This is a genomic window from Singulisphaera acidiphila DSM 18658, assembly GCF_000242455.2.
In the GTDB taxonomy this organism is placed as follows: Bacteria; Planctomycetota; Planctomycetia; order Isosphaerales; family Isosphaeraceae; genus Singulisphaera; species Singulisphaera acidiphila.
Genome location: NC_019892.1, coordinates 6,968,993 through 6,990,391 on the forward strand (window position 1 = coordinate 6,968,993; position 21,399 = coordinate 6,990,391).

A 21,399-nucleotide genomic window follows, 5' to 3' on the forward strand; every position below is an offset into this window, starting at 1 on the left:
AAGGAACCGATCCGGAGGAAACGGCGATGAGCCAGCCTACCCACGCTTCGATCAAGGCCGACGTCGCCAAGATCCTGAGCAATTTCGAGGGTCGAGAATTTTCGGACGAGATCGGTCCCGAAACCCGGTTCTTTGCGGACCTGGGACTCGCCTCGATCGACGCCGTCGTCCTCGGCGAAAAACTTCAAGATTTCTACGGTCGACCGCTGCCGTTCGGCGACTTGATGGCCGACCTCGGCCGGAGGACCGATCGTGACCTGAAGATCGGCGAGTTAGTGGATTTCCTTTGCAATCACCTGGTAACGGGGAACGACCCGGCGAACGAATCAAAGAGTGCCTGAGCGTCTCGTCCACATTTTGCAAGTCCCAGAGTGGTGACCGTCAATCGCCGAGGACAGACTCTGACGGTCGCTCCTTCAGGACTGCAATGCACAAACCTTTCGAACATTGACCAGGGTTTTTATCCCTAAATAGCACAGCAAGAAACACGCACCGGGTCGGTCTGGTGCACCTCGTTGAGGCGGTCTCATGCCCTTTTCCACACTGAACGGTCTTCGGTTTCACTATCAGCAGGCGGGTGAAGGTCCCGACTTGGTCCTGATTCATGGCGTGACGGGCGACCTGTCGATCTGGTATCTCTGCCAGGCGATTCAGACCTTGGGTTTAGCCCGCCGAGTGACGGCCTATGACCTCCGGGGACACGGCTACAGCGATGCCCCGCCGACCGGCTACACCTCCGCCGATCATGCGGCCGATCTGTTCGCCTTGATGGATGACCGGGGAATTGAGCGTGCGACATTGGTCGGTCACAGCTTCGGAGGAGTGATCGCGCTCCACGCGGCGGTGCTCGCCCCGGAGCGAGTGGACGCGGTCGTCCTCTCCGACCCCTACTTCCCGGCCCTCCGCCACCTGGAGGATGTGAGCCGCTGGGGGCACTGGCAATCATTCTGCGACGAAGCGAGGCGAGCGGGGGTCGAGCTTTCGGACGAGCATTGGTACGACCTGGGGCGGTTCTTCGACCAGGTTGTCGACCTCGAAGGGGACCGTCTCCTCCAGTTCCGCCGCGAGGTGGGGCTCCCCGCGCTGAACCGCCTCCTTCGCCTGGGGGGGACCACCTGCGGTGACGATACGAAGGTGGAAGCCGGCTTGACGGCCGAGCTGATCGCGAGCGTGGCGGTCCCTTCGTTTGCTCTCTATGGCGAATTCTCTCCGTTCCTCGCCACCGCGCAATATCTTGTGGACCACCTGCCGAATTGCCGGAGCGCGATCGTTCCGGCCGCCAAGCATCGCGCGCCGGAAGAGAACCCGCCCGCGTTTCTATCCCTGCTCCGTGGCTTCATCGAGTCCTTGCCGGGAGCGTCGTCCTCTTCCGGCCCCGACGGATCGGTCTCGGAATCGTCCCAGCCCGCTTGCGGAACGAGATGAGATCATGAAAGAAGGTCAAAGCGTGGGTAAGTCTGACGGTCAGGTCGTTCTGTTGACGGGGGCTGCCCAGGGGATCGGCCGCGCCACGGCCAAGGCGCTGGCCGCTCGCGGTTTTCGAGTCGGTCTGATGGACCGGCATGGCGACCCTTTGAACGAGCTCGAGTCAGAGCTCAAGACGATGACGGCCGTCGCCACGGCCCAGGTCGACGTACGCGACGCCGCGAGCCTGAAAGAGGCCGTCGCGAGCCTGGAGGAGCAGCTCGGACCGACTGACATTCTCGTCGCCTGCGCCGGGGTGGGAACCACCTCGAATGCCCTCGACCTGGATGTCGAGGGGTTTCGCCAGATGCTCGAGGTGAACGTCGTGGGGGTGGCTCACTCAATCGCCGCCGTCTTGCCGGGCATGTATGCGCGTCAGTCAGGACATCTTGTGGGGATCTCGAGCGTGGCCGGTTACCGTGGCATGCCTTGGATGCCCGGCTACTCGGCGTCTAAAGCCGCCCTTACCACGTATCTCGAAGCTTTGCGTCCGGCCCTCAAGCGGCGCGGGGTGACGATCACGACGGTCTATCCCGGCTTTGTCAGAACAGGGATGACCCTCGACACCCGCTTTCGCCGCCCCGTGCCGATGCTCGAAGCCGAACAAGCCGCCGCGTATCTCGTTCGGGCGATCGTCCGTCGCCCGCGCGACTATACCTTTCCGCTCGGCACCGCAATCGGGATGGACATCCTCCGCCGCTTGCCCTGTCGGCTCTTCGACTGGGTGATGGATCGCGCGGGTCCGCGGGCATTGACGTCCGAGTTCTAACAAGTCAGGTCAAGCTGTGCCCGAGGCGCTCAAGATCAACGCCGAAATCCTCCCTTCCGCCATCGAGCTGGCGTGTTGCCTTTCCTGTGGGCACCGGCTCGAAGGGCGGGAGACCTGCGCATCGTGTGGGCGCGAACATCCCGAGGTGGAGGGGATCCTCCATGCGATCGGGCCTCTCACCGGCACGAATCGGATCGCGGCCCAGTTCTATGATGGGCCAAACTGGTCCCGTTTTCGCCCTTGGGAACAGCTTTTCCTCTGGTTCCAGGGGCCCGGACCACGGGTGGCGAGACGGCAGATCCTCCGCCACCTCCCCCAGCAAGCGCAAGCCCGAGTCCTCGAAGTCGGCATCGGCGACGGCGAGAATGTGCCCTTGCTCCCTCCGACCTGGGACATTTACGGCGTTGATATCGCCCGGACTCAACTGGCCGTCTGCCGCGATCGCTATCCGAGCATGGCGAGGCGTTTGGTCTGGGCTGAGGGAGAGTCGCTTCCATTCGCCGATCAGACGTTCGACGCCGTCTATACGATCGGGGGATTCAACTACTTCCGCGACCAGGCCCAGGCGCTTCGCGAGATGCAGCGGGTGGCACGGCCCGAGGCCCCTGTGATCGTCGCCGACGAGCTCCCCACGTTGTATCGCTTGGCCCCCGGCCATGCACTCGGCCTCGAGGCAATCGATCGGTGGGGACTTCGCCTGATGGGCCTCGATGTCGACTTTATCGACATGGTCTTGAATTGCCGAGTTGATCTGAACACCCTGGCACGCGACGCTTTCCCGGGACATCGTCGCTTTCCGATCTGGAACCGCCTTGGATACTGTTTGGTGAATCCCGACCCCCGGAGAGGACCTGTGTTATGTCGGTGACGACGCCGAACCCGACCGTCGATTGGAAGACAGACCCCCATCCGCTGCGATGTCCGGATTGCGGTGGTTCGTTCGCCCCGGTTGAGACCGGTCTCGCCTGCGCAGGGTGCCACCGGGTCTATCCGATTCGCGATGGAATTCTCGTCGTGAAGGACGAGCCGACGGCTGACAACCTGATTGCACGCGACTTCTACAACAGCTCTCTCTGGCCCAAGTTCCGGTTCTGGGAATGGTTCTTCTTCGTCTGCAACGGTGGCGAGCGGCGCTCCCGCAACGTGATCTTGCAGCATCTTCCGAAGCAGGACGGTCTGAAGCTTCTCGACGTCGCCATTGGCGACGGTGTCTATCACTCCTGGCTGCCGCGCGATTGGAACGTGGTCGGGATCGACGTTTCGACCAGCCAACTTGCAGCCTGCCAGCGGCGCAACGCCGACCGTGGCCTGCGATTGATCCTCGGGGAAGCAGAGACCCTGCCGTTTCAGGATCATTCCTTCGACGCGGTCTTGAGCATCGGAGGCTTCAATCATTTCAACGACCCTGAAGCCTCGCTCCGTGAAATGGCCAGGGTTGCGCGTCCAGGGGCTCCGATCGTGATCTCCGACGAGTCGCCCAACTTGACCGATCGGATGATCGGCCACAAACTAGGCATGCCGGGGATCGACCGCTGGGTGGTCTCGCGCCTGATGAACCTGGGCGATGCGTTCACCGACCTGGTCGAACGCAACCGACATATCAATATCGCCGAGATTGGCCAGCGTGTTCTCAAGGACAGCAAGTATCAGGTCATCTGGCGTGGCGGCGGCTACGTGATGGTCGGACAAGCTCCTTGAATTTGTCGAATACCGAAGCCGAGTCGATCTCTTCTGGAGCACCATGCGTTTCACGACCTTGATCGCCAAGAATCTGGTGCGCCGCGGCGTCCGAACCATCCTGACGGTCGTCGGGCTGTCGATCGGAATCGCGGCGGTGGTGGCCATGCTCGGGATTGCCTGGGGCTTCGAACGCTCTTTTCTCGCGATCAACGAGGCGAAGGGAATCGACCTGATGGTGGTCCGCGCGGGGGTGAGCGATAAGCTGACCAGTAGCCTGGACGAGTCGCTCGCCGGTGAGTTGCAACGGATCCCCGGAGTCCGCGAAGTGGCCGGCTCGTACATGGACGTCGTCTCCTTCGAGGATGCGAATCTTGTCAGCGTACTGGTCAATGGCTGGGAGCCGGGAAGTATCCTCTTCCGAGGGATCCGGATTCTTAAGGGGCGGGCTCTCGTTGCGGGAGACGGTCGAGCGGCCGTCCTCGGGCGGGTCCTGGCGATGAACCTGGGCAAGTCCGTCGGTGATTCGCTCGACGTGGCCGGCGAGAAATTTCAAGTTGTCGGCATCTTTGAAAGCGATAGCTTGTTCGAGAACGGTGGCTTGATCGTCCCCCGATCGGTCTTGCAAAAGATGATGGGGCGCGAGGGCAACGTCACCGGGTTCGTCGTGATGGCCACGCCCAACGATCCCATTTCGCTGGAGGCGCTCCGGAAGCGAATCGAAGCCACGATCCCGGGCGTCGCGGCTGTTCCTTCACGCGACTACGTTCAAGGGGATATCCGGATCCGGATGGTCAAGGCGATGGCTTGGACCACGTCGGCCATTGCCTTGGTCCTCGGCTCGATCGGTGTGCTCAACACGATGATGATGACCGTCTTCGAGAGGACGGTTGAGATCGGCTTGTTGAGGGCCTTGGGGTGGCGTCGCAAGCGAGTCCTGGCACTCATCCTCGGCGAGGCGCTCGCCCTCGGGGTTGCTGGCGCAATCTTGGGGGTGCTCCTGGGATATGCGGAAATTCAAATTCTTTCGCGGATGCCCACGGCGAGCGGTTTCGTTTCGTCCGACTTCCCTCCGGCCGTGATTGGGGTGGGGCTTGCGCTCGGCGTCGGGCTGAGTCTCCTGGGAGGTGTCTACCCGGCCCTGAGGGGGGCCGCCATGCAACCAACCGAGGCGCTTCGCCATGAGTGACGGAACTGATCGAGAACTGCTTCGAGGCGAAGCGCTCACCCGAGTCTATCCTGACGGAGCGGTTCAAGCGTTGCGTGGGGTATCAGTCACAGTGGCTCCACACGAGTCGGTGGCGATCACTGGGCCGAGCGGGTGCGGCAAAAGCACACTGCTTCACCTGCTCGGCGGGTTGGACCGGCCGACCTCAGGGGAGGTCTACTTCGAGGGGAACCGGCTGCGCGACCTCGATCTCGATACCTTTCACGCTCGGCGGATCGGCTTTATCTTCCAGTCGTTCCACCTTCTCCCCACGCTCTCGGCCGCCGAGAATGTGCAAGTGCCGATGTTCGAGGGCCCCTGGCCTTGCCTGGAGCGCGCCGCGCGCGCCGAACGCCTCCTCGAAGAGGTTGGACTTGCCCATCGCCGCAAGCACTTGCCCAGCCGGCTCTCGGTCGGCGAGCGCCAGCGGGTCGCGATTGCTCGTGCCCTTGCCAACGAGCCCACCTTGATCCTGGCCGACGAGCCGACCGGGAACCTTGATAGCGTCGCTCAGGCCGAGGTCCTCGAACTGCTCGACCGGCTCCGCCGCGAACGATCCTTGACGCTGATCATCGTGACCCACAGCCCGGAAGTGGCTGCCTGGGCCGATCGTATCCTCAAGCTTCGTGACGGCCGTGTTGCCAGTCATGAATGAATGATTGGCTGGATGTGAAAATCGACGACCAAAACGAGGGGAACTCGATCGGGATGCGGTTGCTGGCGCTGCCTGGGCCTGGCAGACTGGTCCGAATCGAGCAGGGCTGGACCTCTCCTGGTGTCGTCGGAGTTTCACCATGAAGCGAATCGTTTTGAGTCTGGCCGTTTGGGCCATTGTCGCGGTGCCGAGCGCCCAGGCGCAGTCGACCGAGCAGCCCGCACGCACTGCCTCGTACATTGAGGCGTTTCAGAACCCTGATGGGGGCTTCGCCGCAAAGCTGGGAGGACCGTCGACCTTGGGGTCGACCTCCTCGGCCATCCGCAGCCTGAAGAATGTCGGGGGCTCGATCCCCGACGTCCTGGCCTGCGTGAGCTACGTCAAGTCCTGCCGCGATTCCGAGAGTGGTGGTTTTGCCCCGACTCCCGGCGGCAAGCCCGACGTCCGAACGACGGCCGTCGGCCTGATGGCCGTGGCCGAGCTCTTGATTGCCGATGAGGAAACGTCGGCCGCCGCGATCGGCTATTTCTCGAAGAACGTCAAGGATTTCGAGGACATCCGGATCGCGGTTGCCGGTCTCGAGTCGATCAAAAAGACCGCACCCGAGTTCGCGAAGTGGACCAAGCAAATCGAGGAAATGCGGAACCAAGACGGCACCTTCGGGCAAGGGGCTGGTCAGGCCCGTGACACCGGAGGCGCTGTGGCCGCCTTGCTCCGAATGGGCGTCGAGCTCGACAAACGCGAGGCCGTGCTGGCGGCGCTGCGGGCCGGCCAGAGGAGCGACGGAGCCTGGTCAAAGGCGGAAGGACCTTCGGACCTCGAGGCAACCTATCGGATTATGCGGGCCTTTTTCATGCTCAAAGAGGCTCCCGACCTCGACGCGGTTCGCGGCTTCATCGACCGTTGCCGAAAGGATGATGGGAGCTACTCGTCCGCGCCTGGCGGCCCAGGTGACCTGGGAGGCACGTACTACGCCACGACGGTCCTCCGCTGGGTCAAGATCCTTGGAGGGGAACCGGGGCTCGTCGAGACGGTTGGGTTCGTACCGTTGTTCAACGGCAAGGACCTCACCGGTTGGGAAGGGGATACGTCTCTCTGGTCGGCTCGCGAGGGTATGCTCGTGGGTACATCTCCGGGCATCAAGCACAACGACTTCCTCGCCACTGAGAAGTCTTATGGTGACTTCATCCTCAAGTTCTCCTTCCGGCTCAACGGAGCCGCTGGAAGCAACAGCGGCGTCCAGTTCCGGAGCGTTCGCATCCCGGGTCACGAGATGTCGGGCTACCAGGCTGACATTGGCGAGAACTACTGGGGATGTCTGTACGACGAGTCGAGGCGCAACAAAGTCCTCGAGAAGGCGTCACCCAAGGCGCTCGAGGCCCTTCACAAAACTGGCTGGAACCACTACGTCATCCGCGCCATCGGCCGCAAGATCGTCATAACGCTTAACGGAGTTAACTCGGTCACTTATGTAGAACCGGACGAGACGATTGCGCGAACCGGCCGAATCGGACTTCAGATTCATGCCGGTGGTCCCATGGTCATTCAGTTCAAGGATCTCCTGATTCAAGCCTTACCCGAGCCGACTGCCGATCGACCGGCGGAACCAGGCTTCCACCTGCGGACCATCAAGACTGATGATGGGGAGCGGAAGTACTCGGTCTCGCTTCCTCCAGGCTACGACGGGTCGAAGGAATTCCCGGTCGTCATGTTCTTGCATGGCTCGGGAGAGCGCGGCGACGACGGAATCATTTCGGCCCAGGTGGGCCTCGGTTCCGCCGTGTTCGGCAGGCCGGAGGATTATCCGTTCATCGCGGTTTATCCGCAGGCGAGAAAGTCGTGGAAAGCCGATTCGGAAGACAGCAAGGCGGCTCTCGCAGCCCTGGACGACGTGTTGAAGAATTACAAGGCTGACCCGAAGCGAGTGGCCCTCACCGGACTCTCCATGGGCGGATCCGGCTCGTGGGATCTGGCGGCTGCGCAACCCGAGCGCTTCGTGGCCGTGGTACCGATCTGCGGGCAGGGCGAGGTGGGGTCGGCCGCGAAACTGAAGTCGGTTCCGGTCTGGGTCGTCGTCGGCGATGCCGATGGTCAAAAGACCGTGATCAATGCTCGAGAAATGACCCAGGCTCTTCGCGACGCGGGGGCCAAGGTCCATGAGACCGAGTATCGAGGTGTCCCTCACAACAGTTGGGATCGCGCCTACAACGATCCGGCGCTCCTCAAATGGCTGACGGGTCACCTCACGCGCTAATTCTCAATGAGCCTTGACTCCCAAGAGCGTTGTGCTCATCAGGGCTCTTTTGTCTTTCTTTCCGATCACGAACCAGGAGCCCTCTCCCCATGCGAGTCACTCGTTGGTGGTTCGAGCGAAGCGTGCTCACGATCAGTCTCGGACTTCTGGGCCTCTTGTCATTGCCTCTTCACGCATTGAGTGACGAGGCACCCGTAGAGTCGAAGGAGGGAGGCAGCCATATTGTCGATTCGGCACATATGTTCGATCCACTGCTCGTGTCCCTCATGAACGCCGACCTCGCAACGGAGTCGAAGCTCACGAAGGTTCCCATCTTGATTGAGACCGTGGACACGCTCGACGGCAAGACCATTGATGAAGCCATCAGGCAGAAAGAGTTGCCCCCTCAGCAGGATGGGATCTATATCCTTCTTGCGAAGAAAGAGAAGAAAATCGAGGTCCGCGTTGCCAAGCCGTTTGAGAGTGTCATTGGCGAATCGGAACGGAAGGGAATTCGCGACGCCTTTATCGAGGGGCTTCGCAAGGGGAAACCCGAGGAAGCGGTCAGCCAAGGCGTGAGAACTCTCAACCGTGCGCTTCGCAGAGTCAGAAAGACCGAGCTGGCGCCGGAACCCGCGACTGTGGAATCATCACCAAAGAATCCGGCCGCTCATCATGGTTCCTCACTCGTCGTGCGCAATCAGGTGAAGCTCGCTCTCTCAGGTGCAAGGCTCATTCTTGAGGGGGCCGAAGCCAAGGCGAGTGAGCTGGGCCTGAAGGTCAATATTGCGGTCGTGGACGACGGAGGACATCTCCTCGCCTTCGCCCGGATGGATGGAGCGCGACCCGCCAGTGGTTATACCTCCATCACCAAGGCCACGACTGCGGCCACGTTCCGGCAGGAGACCGGCCCGTCGCCTCGGGGGACGACCACACCCGACCCCCTGCTTAATCTCAGCTTGCAGAACGCGGCCGCTGCCAGCGGTGGCAAGCTCACCACCCTGTTCGGTGGGGTTCCCGTGATCGTTGACGATCAAGTGATCGGGGGCGTAGGAGTGGGAGGCGGGACCGGCGAGCAGGATGCCATCGTCGCCAAGGCAGGGATTGAGGCCTTCCTCAGCGAGCTCAAAGAAAAGCAGAGCCCGCCCCCTTCGGAAACGAAAACAACTCAGCCTTGAGCCTTTAGTTGTGAGGGATTCCCGACAATGGGTCGGGAATCCCTCATAATCGTGCTCACTTCAGAAGCGATGGCCGGTCAGGCTTCAACGTTTACCGTCATCTGCAACATCGCGTGATGGACTTCGTCGATGGTCGAGTCGAGTGTTGAAGTTCCTGCGGTGAGGCCGATATTCTCAAAACGCGAGAGCCACTCGGGGTCGAGATCGTTCGGTCCCTGAACATGGATTGAGGGGATCCCACGTTCTTGGCAGAGCTTGGCGAGCTCGCGGGTGTTGTTGGAGTTCCTCCCCCCAACGACGACCATCGCCTCGACCTGGTCGAGGAGTCGCTCCAACGAGCGTTGGTGTTCCTTGGTGGGCAAGCAGACGGTATCCACAAATCGGATCTCGGCGTCGGGGTTATCCCGGGCGATCGCCTCGCGGATTCGTTCGACGGTCCGCGCAGGGGCGGTTGTCTGGCAGACGATCCCGAGCCGGTCGGCAGGATAGCGTTTGACCTCGTCTTCCGTCGAAACGACGTCAAACCGCTCGAGATCTTCGATAATCCCTTGAACCTCCACGTGTCCACGACGACCGATCAGCACCACGAAGTAGCCCTGCTTCTGTAAGTTGAGGGCGGCCTGGTGGACCCGAGTGACCAGAGGACAGGTGGTGTCGACGATCCGTTTCCCGGCGTCGGCCAGTCGTGACCGCTCGCGATCGCTGACCCCGTGCGCGGTAATGAGCACGACTGGGGTCTCCGGGACCTCCTGACGTGAGGTCTCATCGGTCATGGCGAATCCGCTCGCATCGAGCTGGACCAGCACCGTCTCATTGTGAACCAATTGCCCGTGAATGGTCACCGACCGCGGATCGGGAATATTGTTGATAATCTTGAGCGCATCTCTCACACCAAAGCACATTCCCATGACTTCCGCTCGAACGACCTTCATGATGCCTCCCTTATCTCGATCACCGGAAGCTTTGCATTGCAAAGTTTCCGGCAGCATTCTTCAATGGGTGATTCACCCGGTTTGTTTCAGGCAGGGAACCAGCCCTCGGCGAGAGAGCTTGCCGGCGTTGGCGCCGTTTTGGCGGCGGTGAGTGCGTCGGCGACCACATTTTCCAGGACATTGATATAGTCGAGAAAGCGCCGTCGCCCTTCCTCGGTGAGTCGGCAAAGCGTCTGGGGCCGATTCTGTTGGAATCCTTTCCAGACCTCGAGGAGTCCTGCCTCGTGGAGGACTTGCAGGTGTCGGCTCAAGTTGCCGTCGGTCAAGGCGCACAGTTCTTTCAGGTCGGCGAAGACAAGTCCCTTGGGATGAGTCACGAGCGAGGTCATGATCCCGAGCCGAGCCTTCTCATGAAATACGCGTTCGAGGCCGTCGTAGGCGAATCGGCCTGACGACTCATCATCCTTTGCTTTACGCATCGCGACACTCCAATGTGCGATAGAGCACGGCCGCCGCGAGCAACTGGCCGATCCCGAAGGGAAGGCCCATGGCCCATGGCGAGAGGGCGTACTCTCCGTGTGCCAGTGCCAGGCACGCGAGTCCGGTGGCGAGATAAAAGACAGCCACCCCGAACGTGGCGCGGGGCAGGAGGCGACACGAGGCGAAAACTCCCAGGCTGAAGAGGATTTGCCAGAGGCCGGGCAACATCCAGAGGGCTTCGGGGGCGAACCGGATCAGCACAAACGTGAGGAGCCCCCCCGCGACCAGACAGGGGATGAACTGCTCGACCGCCAGCCAGGTGATCTCGCGCGTCCAGGGTGATGCCGAATTGCGAACCCGGATCACCATCTCGGCACCGGCCGCCACCGCGCTAATCACGGCCGCGCCGATCCAGAGACCGAGATACCCCGACAATTCCTGGGCCGGCTCGCGGATCCAGGCCACCTGAAATCCGGCGGTTGCCAGGGCAAGAACCCCCGAAAAGGCGACCGGCATTGCGCGGAAGCCACGAAATACCTCCGTCCGTGCCATTTGCAGGCGGATCTCGGAGATCTGGGTTAACGCATCCCTAAGTTCCATGGAGCGCCGTGTCTCTCGAGACCAAAAAGAATAGGGCGAAGAATCAACTCGCCGGTTCCATTTCCTATTCGCTTTGTATCGTAAAGCGTCCACTGGCTGACGTCAAGCATCGACGGAATATTTTACCAGCCCGTCGCAGTTTTCAACCCCCTCGGATCGAAGGTTGGGATGATGGTTCGGCGATCCCCTTTGATCGTGGAGTATTGATGTTTTTCAAACCGTTGATGAGTCGAGGGGCGTGAGTCCGTCAACGATTGGCTACCGTCATCGGTCCGCTCGCGACCTGGAGTCATTTGCAGGTCGACTGGATCTCTACTCCCTCCGTGACCAGCCCAAGAGTCCCCCTAAAATCCGGATTATCGACAAACTCTCACAAAATGGAACTCCGCATCCGATATTCACAAGAGGCGTGATGATGTCAGTGGCCTCATCGATCACCTCCAGCTTTTTGGGGACTCATGACCAAGGCCAGGGAAATCTCTTGGGGGCCGAGAGGCGGGTGGCTCCGCCTGTTTTCGGGCAGGAGGTTGGTTCTGGCCGCCTTGTTGATTCAGGTTGCGTTTGAGTCCCGGGCAGGGGCCGACCCGCCGTTGAAGACCGAGGGGGGTGCCCCTCCGGCAGCCGGGGTCGGTCAGGATTCTTCCGCCCTGGACGAGCGGTTCCGGCGGCTCGAGGCGCTCGGTGCCGCCGTCATGGAGCAAAATCGGCGGCTGACCGAGCAGAACCGCCAACTGGCCGAACAAAACCAGGGACTCACGCGCCAGCTTCAGGAGGTGAACCAGCGCCAAGACCTATTGTCACGCCGTCTCGATCGCGTGACCGAGACGGCCGCGGCGCCCAGTGTCCCAGCCGCTTTGCCCTCTCCGGTCGCAAGCGACGTGGCCGGGGCCGAAGTCCTCCCTCCAGCTCCGGAGCCTGACACCAAGGTCTCTCCCCCTCACGACTCGGGCTCGACCTGGCCTGAGTTCCTCGTCGGCAAATACGACCGGGAGAAGGGGCAGTTTGTTCTCGCCCAGCCACGATCTCCGGAGGATATGCCGTTTGCGCTGAACTTCGACCTGATTACCCAGTTGCGCTACACGGGGTTTTCTCGTTCGGTGAAGACCTGGACCGACAGCGCCGGTACCGTCAGGCCCGTCAGGAATTTGAGCACGGTGAAGGTCAACCGCAACTGGTTCCAATTCAGCGGCTATGCCCTCGACCCCCGGCTCCAGTTCATGGCGGCGATCTTCTCCTCCTCAACCAGCAACACCACGCTCTTCTTGGGATGGCTCGACTACAAGTTCAGCAACGCCTTTCTCCTGTCTGCGGGCTACTACAAGTTGCCTGGGAGTCGCGAATGGTCCGATTCGTACCGCTACACGCTCGGGGCGGACCGCACCATGGCGACCACCTTTTTTCGACCGAACATGAGCCCGGGCATCTGGGTGTCGGGTGAGCCGTTGACGAACTTCCACTACATCGCGATGGTCGCCAACTCGTTCAACGGCCTGAACCTCGCGAGCCATCGGATTGGCAGTAACACGGCCTTTGGGAGCAGCCTCTGGTGGGAGCCGTTTGGCAAGTTCGGCCCTGGCCCTTCAGACGCTGAGTGGCATGAGCGGCCGACCTTGCGGCTCGGGGCGAGCCAGACGGTCTCGCGAGAACAACTCGCCAATGCCGCATTGGTGCAGACGAACCCAGAGGACACCCTCTTCCGGCTCTCGGACGGCACCCCGCTGGCATTGCCCAGCGCTCTGGGCCCTGGCGTAAACGTCAACACGGCCAGTGTTCAGCTCTGGGCCCTCGACGCGGCGTTCAAATATCGGGGCCTCAGCATCTCGGGCGAGTATTACCTTCGCTGGCTCGACGATTTTCGGCATACGGGGGGCCCACTGCCGATCCGCAGCTTATTCGACCACGGGGCCTATGCTCAGGCGTCTTATTTCGTCGTTCCCAGGCGGTTGGAAGGGTATGCCCGCACCTCGTTCGTAACCGGTCGCTTCGGCGATGGCAACGAGTGGGGTGGAGGGCTCAACTGGTATGTCATCGGCAACCGCAATTGGCGGATGACGTTCGACGTGACCCGGATCAATCATTCCCCGGCCGATAACGTGCTCACTGGTTACCGCGCCGGCGCAAGTGGCACTTTGTTCCAGCTTCAGATGCTCACCGATTTCTAGAAGTGATTTGAGTGGCTGAGAACCGGACGCGGCACTCGGTCTTTGGGCCCTCGCAACGGGGGCCGAGTCCGGTCCCCAGCCATCCAGACCGAAGGGGAACTCTTTGTGTTCCCGATTCTCCTGACCACGGATCGGCCTTGGGGCAAATCCCCTATCCAAATGGCTGTTGACCGCCGCCGACCGAAAACCGGCAGGCTTCGTCGCGCAACGGAAAATCGTAGTGGGTGCTCTCGTCATCTTCGATTACAATGACTGTCTCCCCAAGGACCTCCGTGACGGCGCGAATTGACTCGCCGATCTACGCGGGCCATTCTCTTCTCGCCTTGAGCGGAAAAACCCCTCGATGGGACTGACTGAGTTTTTGATCATTGCCGGCCTCGTGTTCGTCAATGGATTCTTCGTTGCCGCAGAGTTCGCCCTCGTCAAGGTTCGAACCAGCCAGATCGATCAGTTGGTCGAGGAGGGGAACTGGGCAGCCAAGCTGGTGAGCCGGGCTCTCGATCATCTCGACGCCTACTTGTCGGCCTCCCAGGTCGGGATCACGGTCGCGAGCCTGGGGCTTGGCTGGGCGATTGAGAAGCGAGTCGTCCACAACGTTGAGGTCTGGCTCAGCAATAACCACATGGAGGGAAGCCAGATCTCCCTCGGACTCTTCTCACTCTCGGTCGTCTCGGCCGTGCCGATCGCGGCGTTCGCCTTCGTGACGTTTCTCCACGTCGCCCTCGGGGAGCAGGCCCCCAAGAGCCTGGCGATCCGATCGGCCAAAATCGTCGCGCTCTGGACCGTCCCCCCGCTGATGGCGATCTACTTCATCTTCTGGCCGGTCATCTGGCTCCTCAATAATGCGAGCAACCTGACTCTCAAGATGCTTGGCTTGGGGGGGACCGACGAGGCTGAGGTTTCGCACACGGAAGAGGAACTGAGGCACATCGTCGCCGAGAGTGTTGCCGGAGGGCATCTCTCCCGCAACGAACGAATTATGATTGAAAATGTCTTGAACCTGGAAGAGAAGACAGCCAGACGGATCATGGTGCCTCGTCCTGACATCGTCTACCTGAACCTCTCACGACCCGTCGAGGATAACCTCAGGGTTGCCCGCCAGGCTGGGCATACGCGATATCCGATCTGTGAGGACGATCTCAACACCGTCATCGGAATGATTCACGTCAAGGATCTCTTCCGCGCGGGGGCCTCGAGTAACGGACGGCCCGACCTGCGGAAATGGGCTCGAAAAGTCCCGTTCCTCCCCGAATCGCTCAAACTCGACGACCTGCTCGTGGAGTTCCAGCGCAACAAGGTCCACCTCGCGATGCTGTTGGACGAATACGGCAGCGTGGTGGGCATGGTGAGCTTAGAAAACGTCCTCGAAGAGCTGGTCGGGCCCATTCAAGACGAGTTCGACCGCGAAGATCCGCAAGTGACTCCCCTCGGTAACGGCGTGTTCGAGGTCGACGCCACTTGCCCGCTCGACGTACTTGCCGATCGTTGTGCGGTGAACGTCCCTGAGACCGAGGCCGAAACCGCCGGCGGCCTCATTCTCGACCTCTTGGGACGACTTGCCAAAACAGGGGACAGCGTCCTCATCGATGCCGCGCGCCTCGTCGTGATTCGCGCAGACCCAACCCGAATCCGACGGATTCGCGTCGAGCCTGTCGGTGAGCTCTCCACCCGAGAGACCAATGGCGGTGACTCTACGGGGAGTTGACCAACCGGAGAATCGAAGGACGAGCCCGCATGAATAGGGCTCTCCTCCGCAACAAATGAGCCAGCGGTCCCAGGCGCCGACGCCGATGGTCGCGCGAGGAGGCCTTGGCCTGCCGCCGAGATTCACGTTCACGACAAACAAGGGCGCATCAAAAAGCCCCCCGATCATGACAATCGGGGGGCTTCGTAAGTCTTTGGCTAAATAGACTTAAAAAAGAAATGGGCGATACAGGACTCGAACCTGTGACCCCCAGCGTGTCGAGCTGGTGCTCTAGCCAACTGAGCTAATCGCCCGTCGAAAGAAAAAAAGAGACGACTGACTCAAAGAGAGGGACCGGCTAGCAATCGCCGACCCTTGTTCGTAAGTCTTTGGCTAAATAGACTTAAAATAAGAAATGGGCGATGCAGGACTCGAACCTGCGACCCCCAGCGTGTCGAGCTGGTGCTCTAGCCAACTGAGCTAATCGCCCGTCGAAAAAAGATGCTTTCCTCAAAAAAAAGGGCCGACTCACAATTGTCGGCACTCTTCATAAGTCTTTGGCTAAGTAGACTTAAAGAATGGGCGATACAGGACTCGAACCTGTGACCCCCAGCGTGTCGAGCTGGTGCTCTAGCCAACTGAGCTAATCGCCCGTCGAAGAGACTACTATAGGAAAGAGGCGAGGTTGAGTCAAGGTAACTTCTCGAGGATTCGGTCCGGGTCGAACCCGGCTCGCGAACCTTTAAACGTCGAGAATCTCGGTCGACTTCTTCTCGGCCATCTCATTGACTTTGGATTCAAAACGCTTCGTCAGCGATTGGGTCTCTTCCTTGCAGGTTTCCAGGTCGTCCTCGGTGAGGATCTTGTCGGCCTGTTCCTGATCTGCCTGCTTGTTGGCGTCGCGACGGATGTTGCGGATCGCGATCCGAGCTTCCTCGGAGAGATCCTTGACGCGGCTCACCAGCTTCTTGCGCTGTTCAACCGACAACGAAGGGACGTTCAGTCGGATGACCTTGTTATCGGAATTGGGAGTCAGACCGATATCGCTGGCCTGGATCGCCTTGACGATGTCACCGAGGACCGTCTGATCAAACGGGCGGATCAGGATCTGCTGAGGCTCAGGCGTGCTGAGGTTCGCCAGTTGTTTCAGCGGGGTCGGCGATCCGTAATAGTCGACCCGGATCGACTCGACGAGACCAACGCTGGCTCGTCCGGTGCGAACGCCTCGAAGTTGGTCGGAGAGAAGGGCGAGGCTCTTCTCCATCCGCTCTTCCGCTTCGAGCGCAATCTCTTCGATACTCATGCGACACCTCGACATCACAGGCTCATGCAGGGTGCTTGTTCCGAAGCACCCCGAATCCATCTTCTCATGGACGGTCGTTACGATCAATCCGCGCACCACCGGAACGTTCGCTTCAACGTTGTGGCCGACGTGCGTTATTGACCCAGGTTCCGATCGGCTCGCCTGCGATGGCGCGCTCGATGTTCCCTTCCTTCTTGAAGTTGAACACGAGGATCGGCAGGTTATTGTCCAGACACATGCCGATCGCGGTCATGTCCATCACTTTCAGGTCGTCACGCATGACCTGCTCGTAGGTCAGGTTGTCGTAACGGACCGCATGCGGGTTCTTCTCGGGATCGGCCGAGTAGACCCCATCCACGCGCGTCGCCTTCATGAGGACCTCGACGCCGAGCTCTTTGCCACGGAGGGCGGCCGCCGTGTCGGTGGTCACGAACGGACTGCCGGTCCCCGTGGCCAAGACAACCACCCTGCCGCGTGAAAGGTGGCTCAACGCCCGGCGGCGGATGAACGGCTCCGCGATCTCGTCCATCCGGATCGTGGTGAGCAGTCGAGTTTCGCAGCCCAAGCCTTCCAGAGCATCCTGGAGAGCCAGGCCGTTGATGACCGTCGCCGTCATCCCCATATAGTGGGCCGTCGCCTCTTTGATGACGTCGGAACCCCGCGAGAGGGTCGCGCCTCGGAGGATGTTCCCTCCGCCGACGACGATGGCCAACTCGACTCCACGGGAGGCGACCCGCGATGCCTGGCGGGCGATCCGGCTCACCTCATCGACGCTGATGCCCCCCTCACCCGGCCGGCAGAAGCTCTCGCCGGAGAGTTTGAGGAGGACACGGCGGAAAACCGAGGGTCCGTAAGGGTATTCAGTTTCCATCGACGTGTCCTGTGAACCTCAAAAAACTTCAAGCCAGAACCGAGACAGGGCAGGGGAGGGGAATCATCCCAAGGCAAAGCCAAAGGGTGCGAGGATTACTCGGCGGCTGCCGTGGTCCCTTCACCAATGACGAAGCGAGCAAAACGTGAGACCGTGATATTCTCACCGGTTCGGGCGTTGACGGCCAAGATCATGTCCTTGATCGACTGCGCGCCGTCTTTCACGAACTTCTGCTCCAGCAACACCTTTTCTTCGTACCAGGCGTTGAGCTTGCCTTCGGCGATCTTCTCACGAACGTTTTCCGGCTTGTCGGCCGCCTGAGCGATGAAGATCCGCTTCTGCTCTTCGACCTGATCGGCCGGCATCTCTTCACGACGGACGCAGGTCGGGTTGGCGGCGACCACCTGGAGAGCGAGGTCTTTGGCCAGGGCCCGGAACGCGTCGTTACGAGCCACGAAGTCGGTTTCGCAGTTCACTTCGACCAATCCGCCCGACTTGCCGTCGTGGTGGATATAGACCTCGACCCGGCCGGCCGTGGTGGCTCGTCCTGCGCGGTTCTCGGCGTTCTTGCCGTGCTTTTCCTTGGCGAGGGTCAAAGCCTTCTTCACATCACCGTCGGCCTCTTTGAGGAGCGCCTTGCACTCCATCAAGCCCAAACCGGTTGTTTTGCGAAACTCATTGACAGCCTGAGCCGTGATCTCGGCCATCGGCGTTGCTCCTCTGCGCTGCAACACGGTCGGTGGACGGGTCGTCCGCCCTGGATTCGTGTCGTGATTCGGGTGGATTGAATTCGTCTGGACAAACCAGAGAAGGACGGCAAATGCAACTGTCTGATATTGACGCAATGGCCGCCGGTCCTCGGGGACCGGCGGCCGGATCAATGCTTGCGAGCGGCAACTTATTCAGCGGCGGGAGGAGGAGTGGCCTCACCACTCGACACCGGCGCTTCGGTTGCGGCGGCCGTCGGGGCGACCGTGGCTTCCACGGGCGCTCCCTCGACCGGAGCCGTTGCCGTCGCTTCTTCGGCTTCAGGGGCGGCCGATTCAGTCGCCTCGGCCGGCCGTCCAGCGGCACGAACGCCGGAGCGGCTCACACCGCTAGCCTGGCCGGGGCCACCACGTCCCGCTCCCGGACCACCGCCACGGCGGTCACCGCGACGGTCGCCACGGCCCGGCCCTTGCGAATCCTGGTTCTCACGGGGCGGCGGCTCGGTTGGGGCCAGCGCCTTTCCTTCAATGATCGCGTCCGCCAGGTGGCGAATCACCAGCTCGATGGACCGCATGCTGTCGTCGTTACCCGGGATCGGCAGGTCAACAACGTCGGGATCGCAGTCCGTATCCAGCAGCGCCACGACCTTGATGCCCAGCTTGCGGGCTTCGGCGACCGCAATGTGCTCGCGGTGCGGGTCGACCACAAACAGGGCCTCGGGCAGCCGAGCCATATGGCGGATGCCCGAGAGGTTACGATCGATCTTGGTCCGCTCACGGGTGAGCGTCGCGATCATCTTCTTGGAGTAGCTCAGGGCCTGCTCGCCGTCGAGGATCGACTCGAGTTCCTCGAGCCGCTGGAGCCGGCTCCGGATCGTCCGGAAATTGGTGAGCGTCCCACCCAACCAGCGCTCCGTGATGTACGGCATCTGGCAGCGGGTGCACTCTTCCACGATCGTCTCGGCCGCTTGTCGCTTCGTTCCCACGAAGGCGATCAGGCCATTCGACGCAGCCACGCGATGAAAGAATTTCGTCGCCCGAAGAAGACCTCTGACGGTTTCCTTCAAGTCGATAATGTGAATCATGTTGCGCTTGCCGTAAATATACGGCTTCATCTTCGGATTCCACCGGCTCGCCCTGTGGCCGAAGTGCACGCCGGCGTCGATCAGTTCTTTCACCGCTAAAGGCACGTGATTGATCTCCGGATATCGTTTGCGTTCAGGGCCGACAATCTCACGAGCAAATGGCCCGCGAGCGGCCTTGCTAAGGAAAAAAGGAGAGACATCCAAGCTCCAGGATCGCCAGTCTACCGGGTGACCGGGGGCACGTCAAATCCCGCCTCGGAGGTTGAGTCGCACATCGCCCCAAGAGGTGGGGCGCGGAACCTCATCAAGACGGTCTCGTACCAACGCCCATTGCCCTAAAGTGGATCAAGCGTCCTCAAGAGTCCTCGATGAAACGCCCGGCCAAAGCGGCCGGGCGGCTCGATCGTGACTCACTCTGCGGTCTTGGTATTGCGATCCTGCTCGTCGTTAGGTACCCAATCCTTTTTCAGGCCAGCCGTGGCGCGGAGGTGAGTCATCCAATCTTCGGCTTGGCGTCGCTGCGCGTTTCTCTCCGCTTCAAACCGATAGCGGAAATACTCGCCATTCGGCGCGTAGAGGGTTCCGAAGGTGGCGGGGATTTGCTGACCGAGCGTCAAGACATAATAGACGTTCTTCGGCTCGTCCGGAGCAACGGCCACCTGACCGGCATGCAACCCAAAATAGGCGTCGCGGAAGAGCTCACCCGCGTTGGGGATCTGGGGGAATTCAACAGGTCGCGTTGGCCCGGGCTGGAACATTTGATTGGCGAGAGGAAAACCGGCTTCCAGCTTGGGAACCGGAGGGGTGGTGATGACCTTATGCCCGCCAATGGCCTCGTCCTTGATCGAACCACCCGACTTGCGGACTTCCTCAGCGAGCTGATTGGCGGCTTTCTCAGCCAGCGGCCGCGCCTGGGCCAGCTTCCAGGCGAGGTTGACCTCCGACTGGATCTCTTTGAAGGAGGGAACGCGGGGCGGGACGTCCTCGATCTTTCGAGCGAGGAACCGTCGACGCAAGATGTCGGTGAATTCGACCGGCTCGAAAAGCGTGGTTTTGGAGTCGAAGAACTCCGCGGCAAACTTCCGGCCTCCGCTACCGGGCGTGAGACCGACCTCGGCGTCGTGGATCTCGCCATAGTTTTCGGCCTGGGCCCGAGTCAGGAGCGGCGTGACCTCATGCATGAAGCCCTCGGCCTTGGCGAGGGCCTTCAGGTCATTGAGCTTGGGAAGAGCCGCCTTGGTTTTCTCCCCCTGCTTCTTGGCTTCGGTGATCTCGTCGAGCGCATCGTGATAGGAGTCGGCGAAGGGGATCATCGCCTCATCCTTGAGCTTGCCGAACTTCTCGACGATTTCCGCCTGCGCTTTCTCTTCAGCAACCGTCGCGGGGAGATAGGCCCTGACGTCGTCGAAGGACTGAACCTGGGGCGGGGTGAGGAGTGCGCGCGGATCGTTGGCGAACAGGTCGTCGGGGAGCTCCGAGGTCTTCTTGTAGTCGGCTTTATGATTCTCGTAGTACGTACGAAGCTCGGCCTCGGTCAGGCGTGATTCGATGGACTTGGCGAGGGCCGCTCCGTCGATCGAGAGGACCTCGGCCCGGACCTGACGGGGAATCTTGAAACCAGGGGTATCTTGAGTCGGGTCGGGCAAGACATCCTTATACTTCTCGTAAAAGGCCTGGGCCTGGGCCGGAGTTGGCTCGGCGACCTTGTCGAGGAAGCTATCGACGGGGAACGCAACGACGCGGGCGGAGATCCGCTCGTTCTGGTCGCGATAGGTCTGGTAGACGTCGAGCGGGGTTACCACGGGACTGGCCAAAAGCTGGCGGACCTTGGCGATCCGCACCTGGTTGGCGATATCGCTCAGGATTTGCTCACCACTGACCTGGTTGGCGAACCGGCTCATGGTTGCATCGAACAGTTCTCGATTCATTTGGCCGCTGGTCGCCTGCTTCAGCCATTCACGGCCGACGTCCGGCCCCGTTGGCATCTTCAGTGCATTGGCCTCATGCTGGAGGATCAAGGCGTCGACGATCGACCGAGTGTTGATGTCGCCGAAGATGGGACTTCCCGCCAGTGCCTCCATGAAGCGGTTTGCGTTATTCCGCTGAACCGCCATCTCATTGAGCTCGCTCCGGTAAACCGGCTTGTTGTAGAGTTCAACGACGACCGAATTCTGGTCGGCTCCGCCATTTCCGGGGCTGAGAAGGCGAGGCAGAGAATCCGCCAGTACGAAGCCGAACATTGCGAGGATGGCAAAGACGGCGAGGAGCTTCCGCTGATGGCGTCGAAAGACCGCGAACGGCATGGGGATCCTCTAGGCTCGATTTCAGGCCGTCGGGTTCTTGTAGAGGGCCTCCCCCCTTGACACGCCCCGATACCCTAGCTATTTGAAGG

The 21,399-nt window shown here is 61.0% G+C and carries 19 protein-coding genes and 3 tRNA genes; 11 read left to right on the top strand and 11 right to left on the bottom strand.

The annotated features are described in order from the left end of the window. The first annotated feature begins 26 nt into the window (after positions 1–26). The 9 genes from SINAC_RS27310 to SINAC_RS27350 all read left to right on the top strand — a co-directional run bounded on the left by SINAC_RS27310 (position 27) and on the right by SINAC_RS27350 (position 9,183). Positions 27–341 (top strand): acyl carrier protein, encoded by a 315-nt coding sequence (locus SINAC_RS27310; protein WP_015248803.1) that lies wholly within the window; start codon positions 27–29, stop codon positions 339–341. Between the two features lie 187 nt (positions 342–528). Continuing rightward, complete coding sequence (locus SINAC_RS27315; protein WP_015248804.1) at positions 529–1,425, top strand: alpha/beta fold hydrolase; 897 nt, start codon at positions 529–531, stop codon at positions 1,423–1,425. A gap of 4 nt (positions 1,426–1,429) precedes the next feature. Beyond that, positions 1,430–2,233 carry an SDR family NAD(P)-dependent oxidoreductase gene (locus tag SINAC_RS27320; protein ID WP_015248805.1) on the top strand — a complete coding sequence of 268 codons (804 nt, stop codon included), beginning with the start codon at positions 1,430–1,432 and terminating at the stop codon, positions 2,231–2,233. A gap of 16 nt (positions 2,234–2,249) precedes the next feature. Next, positions 2,250–3,101 (top strand): class I SAM-dependent methyltransferase, encoded by an 852-nt coding sequence (locus SINAC_RS27325; RefSeq protein WP_015248806.1) that lies wholly within the window; start codon positions 2,250–2,252, stop codon positions 3,099–3,101. Then, the gene (locus SINAC_RS27330; RefSeq protein WP_015248807.1) at positions 3,092–3,931 is read left to right on the top strand and encodes a methyltransferase domain-containing protein; all 840 of its coding nucleotides are present in this window, start codon (positions 3,092–3,094) and stop codon (positions 3,929–3,931) included. The genes SINAC_RS27325 and SINAC_RS27330 overlap by 10 nt, the downstream gene beginning before the upstream one ends. A gap of 43 nt (positions 3,932–3,974) precedes the next feature. Next, the gene (locus SINAC_RS27335) at positions 3,975–5,099 is read left to right on the top strand and encodes an ABC transporter permease (RefSeq protein ID WP_015248808.1); all 1,125 of its coding nucleotides are present in this window, start codon (positions 3,975–3,977) and stop codon (positions 5,097–5,099) included. Further along, positions 5,092–5,772: an ABC transporter ATP-binding protein gene (locus SINAC_RS27340; RefSeq protein WP_015248809.1), complete on the top strand. Its 681-nt coding sequence runs from the start codon at positions 5,092–5,094 to the stop codon at positions 5,770–5,772. Before SINAC_RS27335 ends, SINAC_RS27340 begins: the two co-directional genes overlap by 8 nt. 139 nt (positions 5,773–5,911) lie before the next feature. Then, positions 5,912–8,026, top strand: a complete 2,115-nt coding sequence (locus SINAC_RS27345; RefSeq protein ID WP_015248811.1) for a family 16 glycoside hydrolase — start codon at positions 5,912–5,914, stop codon at positions 8,024–8,026. A gap of 89 nt (positions 8,027–8,115) precedes the next feature. Then, entirely contained in the window at positions 8,116–9,183 is a 1,068-nt protein-coding gene (locus SINAC_RS27350; protein WP_015248812.1) for a heme-binding protein, read from the top strand. Positions 9,184–9,260: 77 nt separating this feature from the next. Here the strand turns inward: SINAC_RS27350 and ispH are convergent, their stop codons facing one another. The 3 genes from ispH to SINAC_RS27365 all read right to left on the bottom strand — a co-directional run bounded on the left by ispH (position 9,261) and on the right by SINAC_RS27365 (position 11,111). Beyond that, positions 9,261–10,115, bottom strand: a complete 855-nt coding sequence (gene ispH, locus SINAC_RS27355) for a 4-hydroxy-3-methylbut-2-enyl diphosphate reductase (RefSeq protein ID WP_015248813.1) — start codon at positions 10,113–10,115, stop codon at positions 9,261–9,263. A gap of 86 nt (positions 10,116–10,201) precedes the next feature. Continuing rightward, positions 10,202–10,594, bottom strand: coding sequence for a transcriptional regulator (locus SINAC_RS27360; RefSeq protein WP_015248814.1), 393 nt, complete (start codon positions 10,592–10,594; stop codon positions 10,202–10,204). Next, a complete protein-coding gene (locus tag SINAC_RS27365; RefSeq protein ID WP_020466880.1) occupies positions 10,587–11,111 on the bottom strand; it encodes a hypothetical protein in 525 nt (174 codons plus the stop codon). The genes SINAC_RS27360 and SINAC_RS27365 overlap by 8 nt, the downstream gene beginning before the upstream one ends. Before the next feature lie 542 nt (positions 11,112–11,653). Between SINAC_RS27365 and SINAC_RS27370 the strand changes: the two genes are divergently transcribed. Beyond that, complete coding sequence (locus SINAC_RS27370) at positions 11,654–13,357, top strand: hypothetical protein (protein WP_015248816.1); 1,704 nt, start codon at positions 11,654–11,656, stop codon at positions 13,355–13,357. Between the two features lie 343 nt (positions 13,358–13,700). After that, positions 13,701–15,062: a hemolysin family protein gene (locus SINAC_RS27375; RefSeq protein ID WP_015248817.1), complete on the top strand. Its 1,362-nt coding sequence runs from the start codon at positions 13,701–13,703 to the stop codon at positions 15,060–15,062. Positions 15,063–15,281: 219 nt separating this feature from the next. Here the strand turns inward: SINAC_RS27375 and SINAC_RS27380 are convergent. From SINAC_RS27380 to SINAC_RS27415, 8 genes are all read right to left on the bottom strand, one after another. After that, a tRNA-Val gene (locus SINAC_RS27380) sits at positions 15,282–15,355 on the bottom strand. Positions 15,356–15,457: 102 nt separating this feature from the next. After that, positions 15,458–15,531 (bottom strand) — tRNA-Val (locus SINAC_RS27385). An 89-nt stretch (positions 15,532–15,620) separates the two neighbouring features. After that, positions 15,621–15,694 (bottom strand) — tRNA-Val (locus SINAC_RS27390). A gap of 89 nt (positions 15,695–15,783) precedes the next feature. Continuing rightward, on the bottom strand, positions 15,784–16,344 hold the full coding sequence (gene frr, locus SINAC_RS27395; RefSeq protein ID WP_015248818.1) for a ribosome recycling factor: 561 nt from the start codon (positions 16,342–16,344) through the stop codon (positions 15,784–15,786). A gap of 112 nt (positions 16,345–16,456) precedes the next feature. After that, positions 16,457–17,215, bottom strand: a complete 759-nt coding sequence (gene pyrH, locus SINAC_RS27400) for a UMP kinase (protein WP_015248819.1) — start codon at positions 17,213–17,215, stop codon at positions 16,457–16,459. A 95-nt stretch (positions 17,216–17,310) separates the two neighbouring features. After that, the gene (tsf, locus tag SINAC_RS27405; protein WP_015248820.1) at positions 17,311–17,922 is read right to left on the bottom strand and encodes an elongation factor Ts; all 612 of its coding nucleotides are present in this window, start codon (positions 17,920–17,922) and stop codon (positions 17,311–17,313) included. 191 nt (positions 17,923–18,113) lie between these two features. After that, a complete protein-coding gene (gene rpsB / locus SINAC_RS27410) occupies positions 18,114–19,112 on the bottom strand; it encodes a 30S ribosomal protein S2 (RefSeq protein WP_015248821.1) in 999 nt (332 codons plus the stop codon). A 305-nt stretch (positions 19,113–19,417) separates the two neighbouring features. Further along, complete coding sequence (locus SINAC_RS27415) at positions 19,418–21,310, bottom strand: hypothetical protein (protein WP_015248822.1); 1,893 nt, start codon at positions 21,308–21,310, stop codon at positions 19,418–19,420. Positions 21,311–21,399 lie beyond the last annotated feature (89 nt).